We start from the raw sequence: 19,623 nt of genomic DNA, 5'->3' as shown, positions 1-19,623 counted from the left end.
CTTCGCCGTCAGTCTCCGCCTTGATCATTGCGCGGTGTGCTGGACGATCGCTGCGACGATCGTATCCCAGTGGACCAGGTGCAGCTCGTGGCCGCCGCCTTCGAGCCTGACGAGCCTTGCGCTGGCGACCGCTTCGGCCAGCGTTTCGCCGTGCTCGATCGGATAGACTGGATCGGCAGTGCCATGAATGACGAGGAGCGGCACCTTCATCTCGGAAAGCCGGCCGCGCCACGCGTCGCCAATCTTCAGAGCCCCGTGGTTCGTCGCGCTTAGGTAACCGCCCGACCGATCATAGTCTTGTGCAATGAAGGCCCCGGTCTGCGCCTCGTCGAACGGATGCGCCGTGCCAGCGAGAACGCGCGAATCTTCGATCATGCAGGCGATCACCTGCGATCGGTCGGACCAGTCCACCTTCTCCGCCGCCTCCATTTGCGCCATGAAGGCTTCGCTGAACTGCGGCAGATGCGATGTGTCCGTTCCCACCGGTGTGCTGCTGATCGCCGTCAGGGACAGCACGCGCGACGGACGCTTGATGGCGGCGACTTGGCCGATCATGGCGCCGAGCGACATGCCGACGATGTGGGCGGCCGGAATCGCATAACCGTCGAGCACCCGGAACACGTCATCGACCATGTCGTCGAAGGTGTAGCCCGGTTCGCCAGGCGGATACTTCGTCGAGCGTCCGGTGTCGCGGTTGTCATATCGGATGACGTAGCGGCCATGGCTGGCCAGCCTTTCGCACAGCGCCTCCGGCCACCAGAGCATGGACGCCATCCCGCCCATGATGAGGAAGATCGGCGGCCAGGCCGGATCGCCAAAGCTTTGCGTGGCGAGCGCGACTCCGTCGGCGCGGATCATGCGCTCGTTCATGCCAGGCCTTCGCGGCGCAGCGCCGCTTGCACCGCAGGCCGCCGTTCGATCCGCGCGACGTAATCGGGAAGCGGGTCCGGCAACGGAAAACCCAGTTGCGCCGCGCCCCATGCCAGCTGGAAGAGATAAGGATCCGCGACGGTGAAGGTCTCCCCGAACAGATACCCCCGCTCCAGTCGGTCCGCGACGAAGCGGAACCAGTGCAGTATTTCCTGGGCGATCGGCTCCCTGACATCTTCCGGAAGCGTCAGGTAGGTGGGAAAGCGCTTGTGAATCTCGCTCGCGATGAAGCTCAGCATCTCGAGCAGGCGATAGCGAGCCAAGTGACCTTGCGGCGCGAGCTCCGGCGCACGATCCGCGACCCAGGCCAGAATCGCGACATTCTCGGTCAGCACCTCGCCGTCGTCGAACACGAGGGCGGGCACATAACCTTTTGGATTGATGTCGGTGTAGCGGCCGCCACCTTCGATCTGCTTGATCGCGATGTCGACCTTGACGACGTCGAATTGGATGCCTGCCTCAAGCATCGCGATGTGGTCGGCTAGGCTGGTGAAACCGGGTGCAGAGTAGAGCTTCATCGATAGACTCCGTCTACTAGTGCTTTCGTTTTACAACCGGTTGCATATTGGGACGACTGGTGCGATTATGCAAGCGGTTTTTTGGAGGGCGACGGAATGGGCGATGAACACCGATCGGGCTGCCCGATCAATCTCACGCTGGAAGTGCTGGGCGATAAATGGAGCCTCCTGATCCTCCGCGACATGATGTTCGGTCGCAAACGGCACTTCCGGGAATTGATGCGGTCGGAGGAGGGCATTTCCTCCAACATCCTGGCCGATCGGCTGAAGAGGCTGGTCGAGCAAGGGCTGCTCACCAAGGCGGACGACCCGACCCACAAGCAGAAGGCGCTCTATAGCCTGACCGAACAGGGGATCGAGCTGCTGCCGGTTCTGGCCCAGATGGCGGTGTGGGGACGCAAGTATCTGCCGGTGAGCGAGGAACTCGGCATCCGGGCTCAGGTCCTCGATGAGGGTGGCCCCTCCTTGTGGGAGGAGTTCATGTCCGAACTGCGGGAAGCGCACCTGACGGCGCCTGCGCGCCAGCGATCGAAATCCGAGGCGCCTTCGGCCACCGCACGCTTGCAGGCGGCATACGAGGCCGTGGTGGCAAAGCGCAAGAAATCGAGTGCCCGTCGCGCCTGATAGTCGCGCGACGCCCCCTAGCGCCGGAAGAAGTTGTGCTCCCGCAGCAGATGATTTGATCGCACATCTTCCGCGAGCCCGATGTCCCGCAGCAGGTGGGGCGAGCGCGCCTCGAGCGGGATCGCATCATCGGCCTTGTTCGCCCCGAATAGCCAGATGCGTAGGCGGCCGAGCCAACCGGCGTCGAGCCGTTCGCGCCGGGGAAGTCCGTGGATTTCAAGAGCTTGTCTCATGGCCGACCCGTCTGTTTCCTGAGGCCAAATATGGCTTATGTCTGGATGTGGAATTTGCCCTCGACATTCCCGCCATTCAAACCGATCCTCAGGGGAAGAGCATAAAGCCACCTTATGGATCGTCGATGCTGCGTTTGCCGCCCTTGTCCGCCATCCGCGCCTTCGAGGCCGCCGCCCGCCACGGCAATTTCACCAAGGCGGCGGAAGAGCTGGGCATGACCCAGGCCGCCGTCTCGTACCAGGTGAAGCTGCTGGAGGACCGCGTTGGCACGCCGCTCTTCTTGCGCCAGCCGCGCCGCGTCGTGCTGTCCGAAGCCGGCAAGCGCTTGGCGCCCGCAGTGGCGGAGGCGTTCCAGCGGTTGAACGCAGCCTTCGCGAGCTTGCGCGAAACCGACGAGAGCGTGCTGTCGGTCAGCGCGGTCAACACCTTCTGCACCAACTGGCTGGTGCCGCGGCTCGGCACCTTCCAGATGGCGCATCCGAACATCGCCGTGCGTCTGGAAGCGTCGCATCGTGTTGTCGATTTCGCGATGGAAGAGTTCGACGTCGCCATCCGCAGCGGCAAAGGTGATTGGCCGGGCGTCAAAGCGCATCAGTTGTTCCCGGTTGAACTGACGGCCGTCGCCAGTCCGGAGTTTATGAAGCGCGCTGGTCCCATCAAACGCGCTGAGGACCTGTTGCCTCTGCCGCTGCTCGACTGCACTGACGAATGCTGGCAGCGGTGGTTCGCTCAGGCCGGCGTTTCAAAGCTGCCACGACTCAAAGGTCCCATCGTCCAGATGCAGACGCAGCAGATGATCGGCAGCGCGGCGATGGCGGGGCAGGGCGTGGCATTGGTCACGCCGGCCCTGTTCGACACGGATCTCGCGGCCGGACGGCTGGTGCAGATCCTGCCCACGGTGGTTTCGCACTACGATATGAAATATTGGCTAGTCTATCCGGAGGAGCGCCAGAAATCAGCCAAGATCAAGGCCTTTCGAGACTGGATATTGGCCGAAGTGGCGAGGGACCGCATTGCCAAGGAGACTGCCGCACCGCGCCTCGCGATCATGTGATCGCGGCGGATCAAAGGAACAGGCAACGAACCGTAAGCCGATTGTTTACATAACGGTCTGGACTATCGGCGAGGGCACCATGTTCCTGCGATTTTGCGCGTTTGCGGTTGCAACCCTCGCGTTGGCTGGCTGTGCCAGCAACGACTATGGCGGCTACTACGACGACTACGGCTACTATCCCGGCGGGGCCTACGGCGGCCCCTATTACGATTACTATGACAGCCCTTATTACGGCGGGTTCGGTCATTCCCATTTCTACGGTTTCGACGATGATGATGACGACCGCTACTTCAGCCCGGCGCGGGGGTTGACCTGCGATCGCGTGCGCGACGTCTGCTACGACCGCCATGGGCTCAACTATCCGGCAACCATGAGCTATCTCGGCGAGCGCTCGGCCAACCGGTCCTACAAGAAATTTGGCGACGACGTATTCGTGTTTTCGCCACGGTCGGGCGTTACCTGTGATCGCCGTACGAAGACCTGCTCAAGCAGTCGCTGGACGGAGCGCGTTTTCGATGATCAGCCGTCCCGCGCTGCGCGGATCGAACCGCGCACCAGCAATCAGCGTCCGAGGCTGCGGGACGATGACGACGATGGCGCGACGCAGCGCCTATTGCCTGCTCTTCGCGAACGGCAACAGCGCCTTGTCGGCAATGACGATGCGGATCGTTTCGATCGCCCCTCAACGAGAGACCGGTCGGATGAACCCAGGCAGCTTCTCATCCTGCCGAGACAGCCGAAGAGGGAAAAGCCTGGCAACCGGTGACGGCGAGGCAGCATCACCGTGGAGCGCTCGCGATTTCGTGAGCGCCCGGCGTCCGCCGGTCACGATCGAGTGACTGCAGCACGGCCATGCACAGGGGAAACACATCGCCCTTCGTTGCTTGAGCGAGGCGTTCAAGCAAGAAGGGAGTACGACATGTTCCTCCGACCCTGGGCCATTGCGATTGCTGCCCTGGTGCTGTCTGCTGGCGTCAACAGCAGCTATGCGGGCTCATACGACCATCATGTGCGCTACCCCAGTGGCGCGTTCGGTCAGCAAGCGTATTTCGGGACCAAGGGCAAGCACCGCCATCCGGCTGCAAGCGGCGTCGCCTGCGACCGGGCCCGCGACATCTGCTACGACCGCTACGGCATCAGCTATCATGCGACGATGCGGTACCTGGGCGAGCGCGAGGCTAACCGCGCTTACAAGAAATACGGCGACCAGGTCTTTCTGTTCTCCCCGACGCGCGGCGTCGTGTGCGACCGGCGAACCAGCCGCTGCTCCACTCAGCGCCGGGCCAATCATGGTTACGGCTACCAGCCTTGGTGGGGGAACAGCGGCGCGCACTCCGGCTGGTATGGTCCGAACCAGCAGCCGCATGGGCACTGGCGAAGGGATTAGGACCCCTGCCAGCACCTATAGTGACAGCTTCATGCCTTCATGGCTGGCCTTGAAGCCCAGGCGCTCATAGAAGCGGTGGGCGTCCTTCCGGCTCTTGTCGGTATAGAGCTGGACGAGGCTGCAGCCATGCCGGCGGCATTCGGCGATTGCCCATTCGAACATGGCGGCCCCGATGCCGCCGCCACGTTTGGACCGCGCGACCCGGACCGACTCGATCTGACCGCGCCAAGCGCCGCGCCGGGAGATGCCGGGGATAAAGGTGATCTGCATGCAGCCGATCACCGCCCCATCCTGCTCCGCCACCACCAGCCGCTGGTTGGGGTCGCGCTCGATCGCGACGAAGGCCTCGAGATAGCGCTGATCCAGCGGCAGGCTGGCATCGTCCCGCGCCTGCCCGAGCTGGTCGTCGGCGATCATGGCGATTATGGTGGGAAGGTCGCTTGCGGTTGCGGTCCGGAATGCCAGGGCGCTCATCATCTATCCTTTTGGTGGGCTGCGCCGGACCCTAGCAATGACGGGCTGGGCCATCCATAGGCAGCGTTGCGCGCCTGCGACCAGACTGGAGAATTGCCGCATAAGCTATTTGGTGTGCAGCATAGTCTTTGGTTACTTTGTTTGGGTTGGATGCCCGTCTTCAAAGCCTGCTTTATAGTGTTTTGATGCCGTTTCTGAATAATCCCGCGTCACGACGCCGCAGAATCGCGTTATGGTTTTTGCATCTGCAGGAGGCGCGCTGGCGAGCTTTGGACCTGCGGGAACTGCCGATTTTCGAGGAGGCAGGGGACGGATGGGACGGCTCACGACGCACGTCTTGGATACCGCCCTCGGGCGACCGGGCGCTGGAATCGCGGTCACGCTGTATCGGGTCAAGCCATCCGGCGGGCGCGAGAAGCTGGGCGGCTATACGACCAACGACGACGGCCGGTGCGACCGGCCGCTGCTGGAAGGCGCCGCGTTCACGGTCGGCATCTACGAGCTGGTGTTCGAAGCCGGCGCCTATTTCGAGCGGACCGGTCAAAGTCAAGGGATGGCTGAGCCGAAATTCCTGGACCATGTGACCATCCGCTTCGGCATCGCCGTGCCCAAGCAGCATTACCACGTGCCTCTCTTGCTCTCGCCCTACGCCTACTCCACGTACCGGGGAAGCTGATGAAGAAGGATCAGACCCGGCCGGTGCGGTTCCTGTTGGGCGATGAGCGACGCGAGCTTTCCGCCATCGATCCCAACACGACCGTCCTCACCTATCTGCGCCGGGTGGAGCGGCGCGTCGGCACCAAGGAAGGCTGCGGCGAAGGTGATTGCGGCGCGTGCACCGTGGTGCTGGCGGAGCCGGAGGGCGACCGGCTGCGCTACCGCGCGGTCAATTCCTGTATCCAGTTCGTCGGCGCGCTGGACGGGAAGCAATTGCTGACCGTGGAGGATCTGGCTGGCTCCGACGGCATGCTGCATCCCTGCCAGCAGGCGCTGGTCGATTGCCATGGATCGCAATGCGGCTTCTGCACTCCCGGCTTCGTGATGTCGCTATTTGCGCTCTACCAGGAGGCCGGCACACCGAACCGCAACCGGATCGACGATGCGCTCGCCGGCAATCTCTGCCGCTGCACCGGCTACGGGCCGATTGCCGCCGCCGCCAAAGCGATGAAGGCGGCCGGACAGCCGGACCGCTTCGCACACCGCGCGCCGCAGACCATCGCTGCGCTCAAGGCGCTGGATGACGGCGCCATGCCCCACCTGGAGGCGAACGGACACAGCTATTTTGCGCCGCGTTCCGTGGAGCAGCTGGCACAGCTGCTGACGGATCATCCAAGCGCGACGATCTTGGCCGGTGGGACCGATGTTGGCCTGTGGGTGACCAAGCAGCTGCGCCAGCTGGGGCCGATCATTTGGATCGGCGAGGTGGCGGAGTTGAACAGGATCACGGTCGACGACCGCTGGATCGAGATCGGCGCGGCCATCACCTACACCGACGCGATGGCGACCGTCGAGGCGCACTATCCGGATATGGCCGACATCCTGCGGCGCCTGGGCTCGGAGCAGATCCGGAACGCCGGCACCATCGGCGGCAATATCGCCAACGGCTCGCCGATCGGTGATTCGCCGCCGCCGCTGATCGCGCTCGGCAGCCGCCTGGTGCTGCGGCGCGGCGATCGCCTTCGCGAGCTGGCGCTGGAGGATTTCTTCCTGGACTATGGCAAGCAGGACCGCCAGCCCGATGAGTTCGTCGTTGCCGTGAAGGTGCCGGTCGCCGAGCCGAAGCGCATCCTGCGCTGCTACAAGATCTCGAAGCGCTTCGATCAGGATATCACTGCCTCGCTTGGAGCGTTCGCGCTGACGCTTGCGGACAAGGAAGTCGAAGACATTCGTATCTGCTTCGGTGGGATGGCGCCGGTGCCGAGGCGCGCGCGGCAGGTCGAAGCGGCGCTCAAGGGCAAGGAATGGATCCGGGAGAACGTCGAGGCCGCGTGCTGGGTCATGTCGGAGGATTACGCGCCGATCACAGACATGCGGGCAAGCGCCCGATATCGGCTGCAGGTAGCGCAGAACCTGCTGCGCAAGTTCTTTATCGAGACGACGGAACCTGCGGCGCGAACGCGGATCGTGGTGGAGCGGAGGGCGGCGCATGAACTTGCATAGCGCAGCCACCGCAGAGCCGACGACCATTCGCGGCGGCGTGCACAACACCCTCGCTCATGACAGCGCGGCCAAGCATGCGACCGGCGCTGCAATCTATGTCGACGACATTCCGGAGCCGGCCGGCACGCTGCATGCGGCGCCGGGCCTCTCGGCGCGCGCGCGTGCGCGGATCAAGAACATAGACCTCTCGAATGTGCGCGCGGCGCCGGGTGTCGTGCTCGTCCTCACCGCGGCTGATATCCCCGGCACGAACGACGTCTCACCGATCGGCGCAGGTGACGATCCGCTGTTCGCGACGGAGGAGGTCGAGTTCCACGGCCAAGTGTTGTTCGCCGTGATCGCGGAGAGCCACGAAGCCGCACGACGCGCCACCAGGCTGGCGAAGATCGAGTACGAAGAACTGCCGGCACTTCTGACCGTCGACGATGCCCTGCGCACGCAATCCTTCGTGCTGCCGGAACATGTGATGAAGCGCGGCGATCCGGTGTCCGCCATCACGCACGCGCCGCATCGTATGAAGGGCCAGTTCCGCCTTGGCGGCCAGGAGCATTTCTATCTGGAAGGCCAGGCGTCGCTGGCCGTCCCTATGGAAGACGGCGATGTGCTTGTCCATTGCTCGACCCAACATCCGAGCGAAGTGCAGCACAATGTCGCCCACGTGCTGGGCCGCCCGAACAACGCCGTGACGGTCGAATGCCGGCGCATGGGCGGCGGCTTCGGCGGCAAGGAAACGCAGGGCTCGCAATGGGCCGCGATCGCAGCGCTGGCCGCGGTCAAGCTGAAGCGGCCGGTGAAGTGCCGGTTGGACCGTGACGACGACATGATAGCGACCGGCAAGCGTCACGATTTCCGCATCGACTACGAGGTCGGCTACGACGACCAGGGCCGCATCCTCGGCATCAGTTTCGATCACGCCGCGCGCTGCGGCTATTCGGCGGATCTCTCCGGCGCGATCGCGGATCGCGCGATGTTTCATGCCGACAACGGCTATTTCTTCGAGGCCGTGCAGATCCGCTCCCGACGCTGCAAGACCAACACGGTATCGAATACCGCCTTCCGCGGGTTCGGTGGGCCGCAGGGCATGCTGGGCATCGAGGAGGTGATGGACGCCATCGCCCGCGAGCGCGGGCTCGATCCCTTGGATGTGCGGCGGATCAACCTCTATGGCGATGCACCACGGAACGTCACGCCCTATCACATGCAGGTCGAGGACAACATCCTGCCGGAATTGATCACGCAGATTGAGGAAAGCAGCGCATATCGCCGGCGCCGGCAAGAGATTACGCAATGGAACCGGCAGAATGCGTATCTCAAGAAGGGCATTGCACTCACGCCGGTGAAATTCGGCATCTCCTTCACCACCACGCACCTGAACCAAGCCGGCGCGCTGGTGCATGTCTACACCGACGGCAGTGTGCACCTGAATCACGGCGGTACCGAGATGGGGCAAGGGCTATTCATCAAGGTCGCGCAGGTAGTGGCGGAGGAGTTCCAGATTGATCTCGACCAGGTAAAGATCACGCCGACCAATACGGGGAAGGTGCCGAACACCTCGGCGACCGCGGCCTCGTCCGGCTCGGACATGAACGGCATGGCGGCGCAGGCGGCCGCGCGCAAGATCAAGCAGCGCCTGACCGAATTCGCCGCCGAGAAATACAAGGTGACGGCGGAGGATATCGCGTTCCTGCCCAACCGCGTGCGTATCGGCAATCAGGAAGTACCGTTCAGGGACCTGGTGAAGCAGGCCTATATGGGCCGCGTGTCACTCTCGGCCACCGGCTACTATCGCACGCCCAAGATCCATTATGACCGCGAGACGGCAAGCGGCCGGCCATTCCTCTATTTCGCCTATGGCGCTGCGGTCAGCGAGGTGATGATCGATACGCTGACCGGCGAGCACACGCTGCTCAGGGTCGACATCCTGCATGATGCCGGGAAGTCGCTGAATCCGGCAATCGACCTGGGGCAAGTAGAAGGCGGATTCATCCAAGGCATGGGCTGGTTGACCAGCGAGGAATTGTGGTTCGACGAGCAAGGCCGGCTGCGCACCCATGCGCCCAGCACTTACAAGATCCCGACCTGCTCCGATCGGCCGGCGGATTTCCGCATGCAGCTGCTGGAGAACAATCCAAACCGCGAGGAGACGATCCACCGCTCCAAGGCGGTGGGCGAGCCGCCTCTGATGCTGGCGATCTCGGCCTTCCGCGCCATTTCCGATGCCATCGCCAGCATCGCGAACTATCGCATCCTGCCGCGCCTCGATGCGCCGGCGACACCTGAGCGGGTGCTGTTCGCGATCGAGGAGCTACAGGCGCGCATGGAGGCAGCGGAATGAACTGGCTCTCCGCCGCACTGGAGTGCATCGCCGCCGATGAGAAGGCGGTGCTGGTTACGGTAGCGGAGGCCAAGGGATCCACGCCGCGCGAATCCGGTGCCAAGATGCTGGTGCGGGAGCGTGACATCGTAGGGTCGGTCGGCGGCGGGCAACTGGAGTTGCTGGCGATCGATGCCGCGCGGCGGATGATGGCAGACAAGGCGACGCGTCCCGATCTGATGCGCTACTCGCTTGGGCCCGACCTCGGCCAATGTTGCGGCGGCGCGGTGCGGCTGCTGCTCGAACCGCTCGCCAAGACGGACCGCCGCTGGCTGACCCAGTGGCAGACGCAGTTGTCCAACGCCGATACGCGGCTCCTCCTGACGTCGGGCGACGGCGCCAAACAATGGGCCGAGGCGGAGCAGCTGGAGGATGGCGCCCGGATCGCGGAAGGCGGCAAGGGCTGGCAAGTGATCGAAGCCGTCCGCCGCGCTTTTCGACCAGTGTGGGTGTTCGGTGCCGGCCATGTCGGGCGCGCGCTGGCCAAGGTCCTGGCGGAGCTGCCGTTCGAAGTGACGTGGCTGGACAGCCGGTTCGATGGATTCCCGGCGGAAATTCCGGCGGGTGTGAGCCACATCGTCGCGCCGCGCTTGGCGGACAAGGTCGACGACGCGCCGCCATCGACAGTCTTCCTGGTCCTCACGCATTCCCACCAGCTGGATCTCGATGTTTGCGATCGGGTTCTGCGGCGTGAGGACTTCGCGTTCCTGGGCCTGATCGGCAGCGCGACCAAGAAGGCGCGGTTCCTGCGCAGCCTCAAGGATCGTGGCCACGCGTCGGCGGTCCTGGAGCGGTTGGTCTGCCCGATCGGTCTTGCCCAAATTCCGGGCAAGCAGCCTATGGCGATAGCAGTCGCGACGGCGGCGCAGCTGTTGACTTTGTCGGCGGCGGAGCAGGCCGATTCGGCGCACGAACAATCCACAGGGAGCAAGCGCGGGGCCGGATGACACCCATGACGGCGCCCGCTAAAACTGCAACATAAGCAGAGGGGGACATGACAGGGCAGGCGGAAACCACCAAGGCGACCGGGACGACAGTCCCGCTCCTGTCGCTCACCGGCATCGTGAAGCAGTTTCCGGGCTGTCTCGCCAACGACCGTGTCGATCTGACTGTCCTGCCCGGCGAGATCCATGCCCTGCTCGGCGAGAACGGCGCCGGCAAGAGCACGCTGGTCAAGATCATCTATGGCGTGCTGAAGCCCGACGCCGGCGAGATCCGCTGGCAGGGCGAGCCAATCGTGGTGCAGAACCCCAACCATGCACGTCGCCTCGGCATCGGCATGGTATTCCAGCACTTCTCCTTGTTCGAGACGCTGACGGTTGCGGAGAACATCGCGCTCGGCCTGACCGACGCCGCGGACCGCAAGGGCCTGCGCACGCGCATCGCGGAAATCTCCAGATCGTACGGATTGCATCTCGATCCCGACAAGGCGGTGCACGACCTCTCGGTCGGCGAGCGCCAGCGAATCGAGATCGTGCGCTGCCTGCTGCAGAAGCCGAAGCTGCTGATCATGGACGAGCCGACCTCGGTCCTGACGCCGCAGGAAGTGGAGCGCCTGTTCGAGACGCTACGGCGGCTGGCGAAAGAAGGCTGCGCCATCCTCTACATCAGCCACAAGCTGGAAGAGATCCGCGCCTTGTGCGAGCGCGCGACGATCATGCGGCTGGGCAAGGTGGTGGCGCATTGCGACCCGCGCCAGGAGACCGCCAAACGCTTGGCGGAGATGATGATCGGCACCGCGCTGAAGGCCGCCAGCCATCAGGCACGCGGCGAAGCCAATGGGGGGCCGCGCCTCGAGGTGAAGACTCTCAACCTCAAGTCCGAGCAGCAGTTCGGCACCGATCTCAAGAACGTCAGCCTTGCGGTCAAAGGCGGAGAGATCCTCGGCATCGGCGGCATTGCGGGCAACGGCCAGGCGGAACTGATGGCGGCCTTGTCCGGCGAGATGCTGGCCGCAAGCCCGAATGCGATCGTGATCGACGGCACGCACGCGGGAAAGCTCGGTCCACGCGAGCGGCGCGCGCTTGGCGGCTGTTTCGTGCCGGAGGAGCGCAATGGCCATGGCGCGGTGAGCGGCATGTCCCTCAGCGAAAATGCCTTTCTTTCCGGTCACATCCGCCGCGCGCTCGCGCGCAACGGCCTGATTGATTCCGGCAAGACGGCGGGCTTTGCGGATGACGTCATCAAGAGCTTCGATGTACGCACGACCGGCCCGTCGGCAGAAGCGCGCTCGCTCTCAGGCGGCAACCTGCAGAAATTCCTCGTCGGCCGCGAAGTGAAGCAGAGCCCGAGCGTGCTGGTCGTCTCGCAGCCGACCTGGGGCGTCGATGCGGGCGCGGCGGCCGCGATCCACCAGGCGCTGATGGACCTTGCCGATAGCGGGACGGCGGTGGTCGTGATCTCGCAGGATCTGGACGAGATCTTCGCCTTGGCCGATCGCATCGCGGTGATCGCGGAGGGCAAGCTGTCCCAGGCGATCCCGATCGGCGAGGCATCGGTGGAGCAGATCGGACTCTTGATGGGCGGCATGCATGGTACGTCCGGAGGGCGCGATGTTGCTTCGGCTTGAGCCACGCGGCGAGCATTCGCGCCTCTGGACCTATGCGTCGCCGCTCTTGGCGCTGGCGCTGACCGTCGTCACGGCGGCGATCATCTTTTCCGTCCTGGGCAAGGACCCGCTGCAATCCCTCTACGTGTACCTGATTTCGCCGCTGACCAGCACGACGGGGCTGCCGGAGTTGTTCGTGAAGGCTGCGCCCTTGATCCTGATCGGCGTCGGCCTGTCGCTCGGCTTCCGCGCAAACGTGTGGAACATCGGCGCGGAAGGGCAATACACACTGGGCGCCATTTTTGCGGCCGGGCTGGCGCTCAGCTATCCGGACGCGCCCGCCATCCTGCTGATGCCGGCGATGATGGTGCTGGGCATCCTCGGCGGCATGGCGTGGGCTGCCATTCCGGCCTATCTGCGCACGCGCTGGAACGCCAACGAGATTCTGACCAGCCTGATGCTGACCTATGTCGCGCAGCTGCTCCTGATCTATCTCGTCACCGGCCCGTGGCGCGATCCGGAGGGATACGGCTTCCCGCAGACCGCCTTGTTCTCTTCCAACGCGACGCCACCCATGCTGGTCGAGGGCACGCGCGTGCATCTCGGCGTGCTGGCGGCGTTCCTGGTTGCGATCATCGGCTGGATCGTACTGACGCGCTCGGTCATCGGGTTTCAGCTGCGCGTGCTGGGGCAGGCCCCGCGCGCAGCGCGCTTCGCGGGCTTCAGCCAGAGCAGGCTGATCTGGTTGTCGTTGATGGTCGGCGGCGGCCTCGCCGGCCTCGCTGGCATGTTCGAGGTTGCAGGGCCGGTCGGGCAGCTAACGCCGTCGATCTCTCCGGGCTACGGCTTCACCGCGATCATCGTTGCGTTCCTGGGGCGGTTGCATCCGATCGGGGTCATTTTCGGCGGGCTCATCCTGGCGCTCTCCTATCTCGGTGGCGAAGCAGCGCAGATCGATCTCCGCATGCCGAACGCCGTGACAGGCATCTTCCAGGGCATCCTACTGTTCTTCCTCCTGGCCTGCGATGTGCTGATCCTCTATCGGCTGCGCGGGCCGAAGCCCGCTGCGGCGGGAGGCGCTTGATGGACCAGGTGATCATCGTCAGTTTCGTGCTCAGCGTCATGACCGCGTCGACGCCGTTGCTCCTGGCGGCGACGGGCGAGCTGGTGACAGAGAAATCTGGCGTGCTCAATCTCGGCGTTGAAGGCATGATGCTGGTCGGCGCGATCGTGGGCTTCGCCACCACCGTTCACACGGGCAGTTCCCTACTCGGCGTGCTGGCGGCCTTGCTCGCGGGCATGGCGATGTCGTTGATCTTCGCAATCCTCACGCTGACGTTTCTCGCCAACCAGGTGGCGACGGGACTTGCGCTCACCATCTTCGGCACGGGACTCAGTGCCTTGGTGGGTGCTTCCTATGTCGGCACCGCGGTAGAAGCGCTGCCCAGGGTTCTGTTCGGCCAGGATGCGCTGGTCTATCTGGCGTTGGTGACGCTGTTCGTCGTCGCCTGGTTCCTGCGGCGCAGCCATCGCGGGCTGGTGCTGCGGGCTATCGGTGACTCACACGATGCGGCGCATGCGATCGGCTACCCGGTGATCCTGATCCGCTATCTCGCGACCCTGTTCGGCGGGGCGATGTGCGGCCTGGCCGGCGCCTACATGTCGCTCGCCTACGCGACGAGTTGGGCCGAGAACATGACGGCTGGGCGCGGCTGGATCGCGGTGGCGCTGGTCGTGTTCGCGACCTGGCGGCCGATCTGGCTGCTGGTCGGGGCGTATCTATTCGGCGGGATCATGTACGGCTCGCTCGCGATCCAGGCGGCGGGCGCGATCAATCTGTTCGGCTATCCGCTGGTCGTGCCGTCGCAGCTGGTTTCGGCGTTGCCTTACCTGGCGACCATCGTCGTGCTGGTGGTGATCTCACGCGACCGGGCGAGGATCCGGCTGAACGCACCGGCCTGCCTGGGGCGGCCGTTCCACGCGGCGGGGTGAGATAACGGAGATTTTCTTGGCAGGGGCCTGGAAACTTTGCGACAACTAGGTCAACGAACACGGGGAACAAGGAGGCAGAACCATGAAACGCAGGACATTCAACACGCTGCTCGGCGCCGGATTGTTGGCCGGCACCGCGCCGATGATCATCGGGCGAGCGGCGGCGGCCGACCCGCTCGGGATCGGCTTCGTCTATGTAGGCCCAGTGGAGGATTTCGGCTGGACACATGCGCACGATGTCGGCCGCAAGGCGGTGGAGGCAGAGCTCGGCAACCAAGTGAAGACCACCTTCGTCGAGAGCGTGAAAGAGGGGCCGGATTCCGAGCGCGTGATCGCCGAGCTGGCGAGCAAGGGCAACAAGCTCATCTTCACGACCTCGTTCGGCTACATGAACCCGACGATCAAGGTGGCACAGCGCTTCCCCGACGTGAAGTTCGAGCATTGCACCGGCTACAAGCGCGCCGAGAACGTCAGCACCTACAACATCCGCTTCTATGAAGGACGCTATGTGCAGGGCGTCATCGCCGGCCGTCTCTCGAAATCGGGCATCGTCGGCTATATCGGCTCAGTGCCGATCCCGGAGGTCGTGATGGGCATGAACGCCTTCATCATCGGCATGCGCACGGTCAATCCGAAGGCGCGCATGAAGATCGTGTGGGTGAACGCCTGGTACGATCCGGGCAAGGAAGGCGATTCCGCCAAGGCGCTGATCGACCAGGGTGCGGACATCATCGCGCAGCACACCGATTCGGGCGCGCCGCTGCAGGTGGCGCAGCAGCGCGGCGTCCTTGGCTTCGGCCAGGCCAGCGACATGAGCGCGCTGGCCCCAAAGGCGCAGTTGACCGCCTCAGTCGACTTCTGGAATCCGTACTACATCCAGCGCGCCAAGGACGTGATCGCCGGCACCTGGAAAAGCCAGGATGTCTGGGGCGGCTTCGATTCCGGCATGCTGGTGATGGCGCCCTACGCGAATATGCCGGACGATGTCGCAAAGGCTGGCAAGGCCGCCGAAGAGGGCATCAGGGAAGGCAAGATCGTGATCTTCAAAGGCCCGATCAAGGACCAGAGTGGCGCGGAAAAGGTGCCGGCCGGGACCGAACTCGATGACGGCGCGATCGCCAGCATGAACTGGCTGGCCGAAGGCATCGACGGGCAGATTCCGAGTTAACATCGGCGCGTAGTTTCCCCCTCCCCCAAGCTGGGGGAGGGCTGGGGTGGGGGAAGCGAGCGAAGATTCGATCCAAGTGTGCTCTGGCTTGCCCCTCCCTAACCCTCCCCCGTTTCGGGGGAGGGGATTTGTATTTATGGGTTTGATTGATGTCAGATATCGACGCGGTCATTGCGCAATTGCCGAAGGCGGAGCTGCATATCCATATCGAAGGCAGCCTGGAACCGGAGCTGCTGTTCGCGCTCGCCAAGCGCAACAATGTGCGGCTCGCCTATCCCGATGTGGAGACGCTGCGGCGCGCCTATGCGTTCACCAATCTGCAGGACTTCCTCGACCTCTATTACCAGGGCATGTCGGTGCTGCTGAAAGAGGCAGACTTCTACGATCTCGCGATGGCCTATTTCCGAAAGGCCGCGAGCCAGACTGTCCGCTACGTCGAGTTCTTCTTCGATCCGCAGGGCCACACCGCGCGCGGCGTTGCGTTCGAGACTGTCCTTGCCGGTCTGACCCGCGCGCAGGCGGATGCGGAGGCGCAGCTCGGCCTGCATTCGCGCATGATCATGTGCTTCCTGCGCCACCTCGATGAAGCGGATGCCGAACGCACCTTGGACCAAGCGCTGAAGCACAAAGAGAAGATCATCGGCGTCGGTCTCGATTCATCGGAAGTCGGCCATCCGCCCTCCAAGTTCAAACGCGTGTTCCGCCGCGCACGCGACGAAGGGTTCCTGCTGGTCGCCCATGCGGGCGAGGAGGGGCCGCCGGAATACGTCTGGGAAGCGATCGACGTGCTGGGGGTCGACCGCATCGATCATGGCAACCGCTCGCTGGAGGATCCGGTGCTGGTCAAGCGGCTCGCCAAGGATGGATTGGCGCTGACAGTTTGCCCGCTTTCCAACCTGCGGCTTTGCGTGGTCAGGGACATGAAGCAGCATCCCTTGCGCCGCTTGATGGACGCGGGGCTGAACGTCACGATCAACTCGGACGACCCGGCGTATTTCGGCGGCTATATGAACGAGAATTTCGCGGCCGTCGCGGCGGCACTGACGCTGTCGGCGGGCGAGTTGACCGCCATCGCGCGCAACGGCTTCGCAGCATCATTCATGCCCGATGTCGAGAAACAGCACGTCCTGGTGCCGCTTAACTAACCGCCGATCTGCCGCGTCAGCACCTCGACCGCCTTGTCGACCTGCGGGTCCTTGCCGGCAGCGTATGCGAGCGGGAAGGGCACCTCGATCGTCGGGGAGACACCGACGCGCTCCAGGCGCTCGCCGTCGACGGCAACATCGCTGACGGCCAGCAGCAGCAGACTGTCATCCGGCAGCAGGAAGGCGCGGCCGGCGAGCAGGGCGCCGGCAGTGCGCGTGCCGATCACCTCGCCGACGCCGTATTTCTTGAAGCCGTAGGCCAGCACCTCCTTGCCGCTGCGGCTGCCGCCGTTGATCAGCAGTGCCACCGGCTTGCGCCACTTCACGTTGACCATGTCCTGATCGCCGTCACGGTCGGTCAAGGTCATGGTCGGGCCGAGCTTGCTGAAGATGTCGAGATAGTAGGGCTGTGCGCCGCCCCAGCCATCGCGCAAATCCCAGATCAATGCGTCAGCATCCGCGAGCTTGCCAGTGGAAAGCAGCTGCTCGAGCCTGCCCTGGTAACGCTCGCCGGCGTAAGACCAGATGCGGACATAGCCGATCTTCCTGCCGCCGCTTTCGATAATGCGCGCGCCGTCGGTCATGGCATCGAGGAATGCCTTGTCGGGTTCGATCCATTGCGGCCTCATCGTGATCGGCACGACTGGCCCACCGCTCGTACGCCGCACACGCATCGTGACGCTCCGGCCGACCTTGCCGTCAAAGGACTCAACCGGCTCGAAGGGCTTTCCGTCGGCGTCGATGATCTCATCCCCGACCAGGATTCCGGCTTCCTCGGCCGGCAAGCCGGCAATCATGCCGGAGACGAACAGCTTGTCGCCGATCCGGCGGGTGAACAGGCCGATCCCGGGATAGCGCACGCCGTTGGGAAAGAGGCTGCGCAGTTCCCGGCGCAGCGAACCGGAGAAGATATCGACCAGTTGATAGTAGGCCGGATCATCCTGCCGATAGCGCGCGGTGTGGGAGGCAGCGAGCTTCGCCAGCATCTCGTCGATGATTTCGGCCTGCGCATCCGCGTTCGGCGCCGCTGCGGCCAGCGGCCGATATCGGCCGCGCAAGGCATCCCAGTCCTGGCCGCGGAATGCTGGATCGTAGAAGTGCCGATCGACCAGCCGCCACACTTCGTCGAACACGGCGATGTCCGGCTTCCGGTGCGGCTCCACCTCCGCGCGGACGGGCGCCGCGAGGCCGATCAACAACAACGCGATCAGGGTTATGCGATGTGGGGTCATGAGTGCTCTCGCAAGCGGCGCGATTTCCATCATATAGGATCACGCGTTTGCGAACGATACCCCAGTCAATTTCGCGTTAGATCGGTGTTGCCGCCCGCTGGCTCAGGCTCTTGCGGCTTGGCCGAAAAGGATCGTGCGTTCGTCGTCCGACAGCCTGGCACGCTCCTTCCTATGCGCCTGGGCTGGTGATCGGATTCACGTATGTCGAGGCGAAGAAGGCTAGGATCGCCGCCCAGTGGCTATCGGAGCTGATGGCGGCAAGCTAACGCTCGTCACGATTCGAGTCTTGCTATCGCCCAGTTTGTGACGTCGAAATAAAGAGCGCGTTCGCCGGCGGCGCCGTCGAACTCGACCAGCAAGATATAGCGGTGCTCGGGGCTTCGAAAGAGAGCACCAACAACATTCGTGCGATCGGGACTACGTTTTGTCACCAAGTTGACGGCGCTCTGAACCTCGGCGAGGGCTGACACGGGCGGCGAGAACACAATTGGGGTATTAACGCTCAGGCCGTCGCCGATAGACCCGAAGTCAGCTGGGCGCGCATCGTGCACAGCATTTGGACAGTGGAAGCCGAAGTGAATGGAAAGCCGCTCGTCCTCTTTGCTGACGCCAACGAGGTTAGTGTTAAGCCCGATCTGGATATTCTTTCCATCGCTCGTATCGGCGGAGCCGATTAGAGTGTAGTCGGCAGGCGGTCTAGCGGCTCGCACCGCGCGAGAGGCGGCATCTTGCTGGTTAGGCGAGCTACAGGCGGCGATCACCAGGAACATCAGTGCGGCGGCGCGGCGAAAACCGTGCGTTCAGATTTCCCCTCGGCTCGTTCAAGGTAGCTTGATCTTCAGCTTCTTCTCCCAACTGGGCTTGCTGCCGAACACCTCCGCCAGGAAGTCGATGAAGACGCGCACGCGGGGCGGGGCGTGCTGGCTGTGCGGGTAGAGCGCGTAGATGCCGTGGCTGGGGGGAGGGTAGTCGGTCAGCACCGGCACCAGCCTGCCTTCGTTCAGATCGTCCACGATCTCCCACAGCGACTTGAGGGCGAGGCCGTGGCCGGCTAAGCACCAGTCGCGCAGGGCTTCGCCGTTGTTGCTGTCCATGCTGCCGGAGACGCGCAACGTCATGGGCCCATCGGGCCCGCGCAGGGTCCAGCGATATTGCTTGGAGCCCGGGAAGCGCAGCAGCAGGCAATTGTGATCGAGCAGGTCCTCCGGCACCTGCGGCGTGCCGCGGCGCTTCAGGTAGTCGGGCGAGGCGACGATCAGCCGGCGATTGTTGGCCAGCTTGCGCACGATCGCGGTCGAATCCGTGAGTTCGGCGATGCGGATGGCGAGGTCGATGCGCTCCTGGATCAGGTCGACCAGCATGTCCGTCATATGCAGGCGGACCTGCATCTGTGGGTGGCGTTCCACGAACTTGGGGATATGAGGCGCGATGTGTAGGCGGCCGAACACCGTCGGCACCGTGACTTTGATCGGGCCGCGCGGCTCCGCGGTGATCGCGTCCAGCGAGCTTTCCGCCTGCTCCAATTCGTTCAGGATGACGACACAATGCTCGTAGTAGCGCGAGCCGTCCTCGGTCAGGCTGACATGACGGGTGGTGCGGTTGAGGAGGCGGGTGCCGACGCTCTTTTCCAACCGGGCGATCCGATTGCTGACCACCGCCGCGGACAGGCGCATGTCGCGGCCGGCGGCCGACAAGCTCCCCAACTCCACCACCCGCACGAAAATGGCCAGATCTTCGGTATCGGGCATTGTCACCGATTCCTTGAAGATGATTTTCATTACAA

20 protein-coding genes are annotated in these 19,623 nt (G+C 64.0%); 13 read left to right on the top strand and 7 right to left on the bottom strand.

Annotated elements, in window-relative coordinates:
* Positions 1-24: 24 nt before the first annotated feature.
* A complete protein-coding gene (locus tag DTX69_RS27160) occupies positions 25-870 on the bottom strand; it encodes an alpha/beta fold hydrolase (protein WP_119304730.1) in 846 nt (281 codons plus the stop codon).
* The gene (locus tag DTX69_RS27155) at positions 867-1,448 is read right to left on the bottom strand and encodes a glutathione S-transferase N-terminal domain-containing protein (RefSeq protein ID WP_119304729.1); all 582 of its coding nucleotides are present in this window, start codon (positions 1,446-1,448) and stop codon (positions 867-869) included. Before DTX69_RS27155 ends, DTX69_RS27160 begins: the two co-directional genes overlap by 4 nt.
* Positions 1,449-1,544: 96 nt before the next feature.
* On the opposite strand from DTX69_RS27155, the gene DTX69_RS27150 reads away from it, so the two are divergent.
* The gene (locus DTX69_RS27150) at positions 1,545-2,072 is read left to right on the top strand and encodes a winged helix-turn-helix transcriptional regulator (protein WP_119304728.1); all 528 of its coding nucleotides are present in this window, start codon (positions 1,545-1,547) and stop codon (positions 2,070-2,072) included.
* Between the two features lie 17 nt (positions 2,073-2,089).
* Here the strand turns inward: DTX69_RS27150 and DTX69_RS27145 are convergent, their stop codons facing one another.
* Positions 2,090-2,305, bottom strand: coding sequence for a hypothetical protein (locus DTX69_RS27145; protein ID WP_119304727.1), 216 nt, complete (start codon positions 2,303-2,305; stop codon positions 2,090-2,092).
* 125 nt (positions 2,306-2,430) lie between these two features.
* On the opposite strand from DTX69_RS27145, the gene gcvA reads away from it, so the two are divergent.
* The 3 genes from gcvA to DTX69_RS27130 all read left to right on the top strand — a co-directional run bounded on the left by gcvA (position 2,431) and on the right by DTX69_RS27130 (position 4,747).
* Positions 2,431-3,360: a transcriptional regulator GcvA gene (gcvA, locus tag DTX69_RS27140; RefSeq protein WP_119304726.1), complete on the top strand. Its 930-nt coding sequence runs from the start codon at positions 2,431-2,433 to the stop codon at positions 3,358-3,360.
* Positions 3,361-3,439: 79 nt separating this feature from the next.
* Positions 3,440-4,126, top strand: a complete 687-nt coding sequence (locus DTX69_RS27135; RefSeq protein WP_119304725.1) for a YcgJ family protein — start codon at positions 3,440-3,442, stop codon at positions 4,124-4,126.
* A 153-nt stretch (positions 4,127-4,279) separates the two neighbouring features.
* Positions 4,280-4,747, top strand: coding sequence for a YcgJ family protein (locus DTX69_RS27130; RefSeq protein WP_119304724.1), 468 nt, complete (start codon positions 4,280-4,282; stop codon positions 4,745-4,747).
* A 15-nt stretch (positions 4,748-4,762) separates the two neighbouring features.
* Here the strand turns inward: DTX69_RS27130 and DTX69_RS27125 are convergent, their stop codons facing one another.
* Complete coding sequence (locus DTX69_RS27125; RefSeq protein ID WP_284736104.1) at positions 4,763-5,221, bottom strand: GNAT family N-acetyltransferase; 459 nt, start codon at positions 5,219-5,221, stop codon at positions 4,763-4,765.
* Positions 5,222-5,534: 313 nt separating this feature from the next.
* Here DTX69_RS27125 and uraH point away from each other — a divergent pair, with 313 nt between their 5' ends.
* The 9 genes from uraH (at position 5,535) to DTX69_RS27080 (ending at position 16,608) form a co-directional block, all read left to right on the top strand.
* Positions 5,535-5,897 (top strand): hydroxyisourate hydrolase, encoded by a 363-nt coding sequence (gene uraH / locus DTX69_RS27120; RefSeq protein WP_119304722.1) that lies wholly within the window; start codon positions 5,535-5,537, stop codon positions 5,895-5,897.
* Positions 5,897-7,381, top strand: coding sequence for a xanthine dehydrogenase small subunit (gene xdhA, locus DTX69_RS27115; RefSeq protein ID WP_119304721.1), 1,485 nt, complete (start codon positions 5,897-5,899; stop codon positions 7,379-7,381). The genes uraH and xdhA overlap by 1 nt, the downstream gene beginning before the upstream one ends.
* Entirely contained in the window at positions 7,368-9,716 is a 2,349-nt protein-coding gene (gene xdhB, locus DTX69_RS27110; RefSeq protein WP_119304720.1) for a xanthine dehydrogenase molybdopterin binding subunit, read from the top strand. Before xdhA ends, xdhB begins: the two co-directional genes overlap by 14 nt.
* Complete coding sequence (gene xdhC / locus DTX69_RS27105; protein ID WP_119304719.1) at positions 9,713-10,702, top strand: xanthine dehydrogenase accessory protein XdhC; 990 nt, start codon at positions 9,713-9,715, stop codon at positions 10,700-10,702. Before xdhB ends, xdhC begins: the two co-directional genes overlap by 4 nt.
* A 47-nt stretch (positions 10,703-10,749) precedes the next feature.
* A complete protein-coding gene (locus DTX69_RS27100; protein ID WP_119304718.1) occupies positions 10,750-12,324 on the top strand; it encodes an ABC transporter ATP-binding protein in 1,575 nt (524 codons plus the stop codon).
* On the top strand, positions 12,308-13,387 hold the full coding sequence (locus tag DTX69_RS27095) for an ABC transporter permease (RefSeq protein WP_119304760.1): 1,080 nt from the start codon (positions 12,308-12,310) through the stop codon (positions 13,385-13,387). Before DTX69_RS27100 ends, DTX69_RS27095 begins: the two co-directional genes overlap by 17 nt.
* Positions 13,387-14,295: an ABC transporter permease gene (locus DTX69_RS27090; RefSeq protein WP_119304717.1), complete on the top strand. Its 909-nt coding sequence runs from the start codon at positions 13,387-13,389 to the stop codon at positions 14,293-14,295. The genes DTX69_RS27095 and DTX69_RS27090 overlap by 1 nt, the downstream gene beginning before the upstream one ends.
* Before the next feature lie 82 nt (positions 14,296-14,377).
* Positions 14,378-15,463, top strand: a complete 1,086-nt coding sequence (locus DTX69_RS27085) for a BMP family ABC transporter substrate-binding protein (RefSeq protein WP_119304716.1) — start codon at positions 14,378-14,380, stop codon at positions 15,461-15,463.
* 149 nt (positions 15,464-15,612) lie between these two features.
* Positions 15,613-16,608, top strand: coding sequence for an adenosine deaminase (locus DTX69_RS27080; protein WP_119304715.1), 996 nt, complete (start codon positions 15,613-15,615; stop codon positions 16,606-16,608).
* Here the strand turns inward: DTX69_RS27080 and DTX69_RS27075 are convergent.
* The 3 genes from DTX69_RS27075 to DTX69_RS27065 form a co-directional block, all read right to left on the bottom strand.
* Positions 16,605-17,840, bottom strand: a complete 1,236-nt coding sequence (locus tag DTX69_RS27075; RefSeq protein WP_162917603.1) for a S41 family peptidase — start codon at positions 17,838-17,840, stop codon at positions 16,605-16,607. The genes DTX69_RS27080 and DTX69_RS27075 overlap by 4 nt on opposite strands.
* A 272-nt stretch (positions 17,841-18,112) precedes the next feature.
* Positions 18,113-18,610, bottom strand: coding sequence for a hypothetical protein (locus DTX69_RS27070; RefSeq protein ID WP_119304713.1), 498 nt, complete (start codon positions 18,608-18,610; stop codon positions 18,113-18,115).
* Between the two features lie 51 nt (positions 18,611-18,661).
* Positions 18,662-19,588, bottom strand: a complete 927-nt coding sequence (locus DTX69_RS27065) for a LysR family transcriptional regulator (protein WP_119304759.1) — start codon at positions 19,586-19,588, stop codon at positions 18,662-18,664.
* Positions 19,589-19,623 lie beyond the last annotated feature (35 nt).

The organism is Dongia deserti (assembly GCF_003574735.1).
Taxonomy (GTDB): Bacteria; Pseudomonadota; Alphaproteobacteria; order Dongiales; family Dongiaceae; genus Dongia_A; species Dongia_A deserti.
This window is presented reverse-complemented; position numbering and strand designations above follow the sequence as displayed.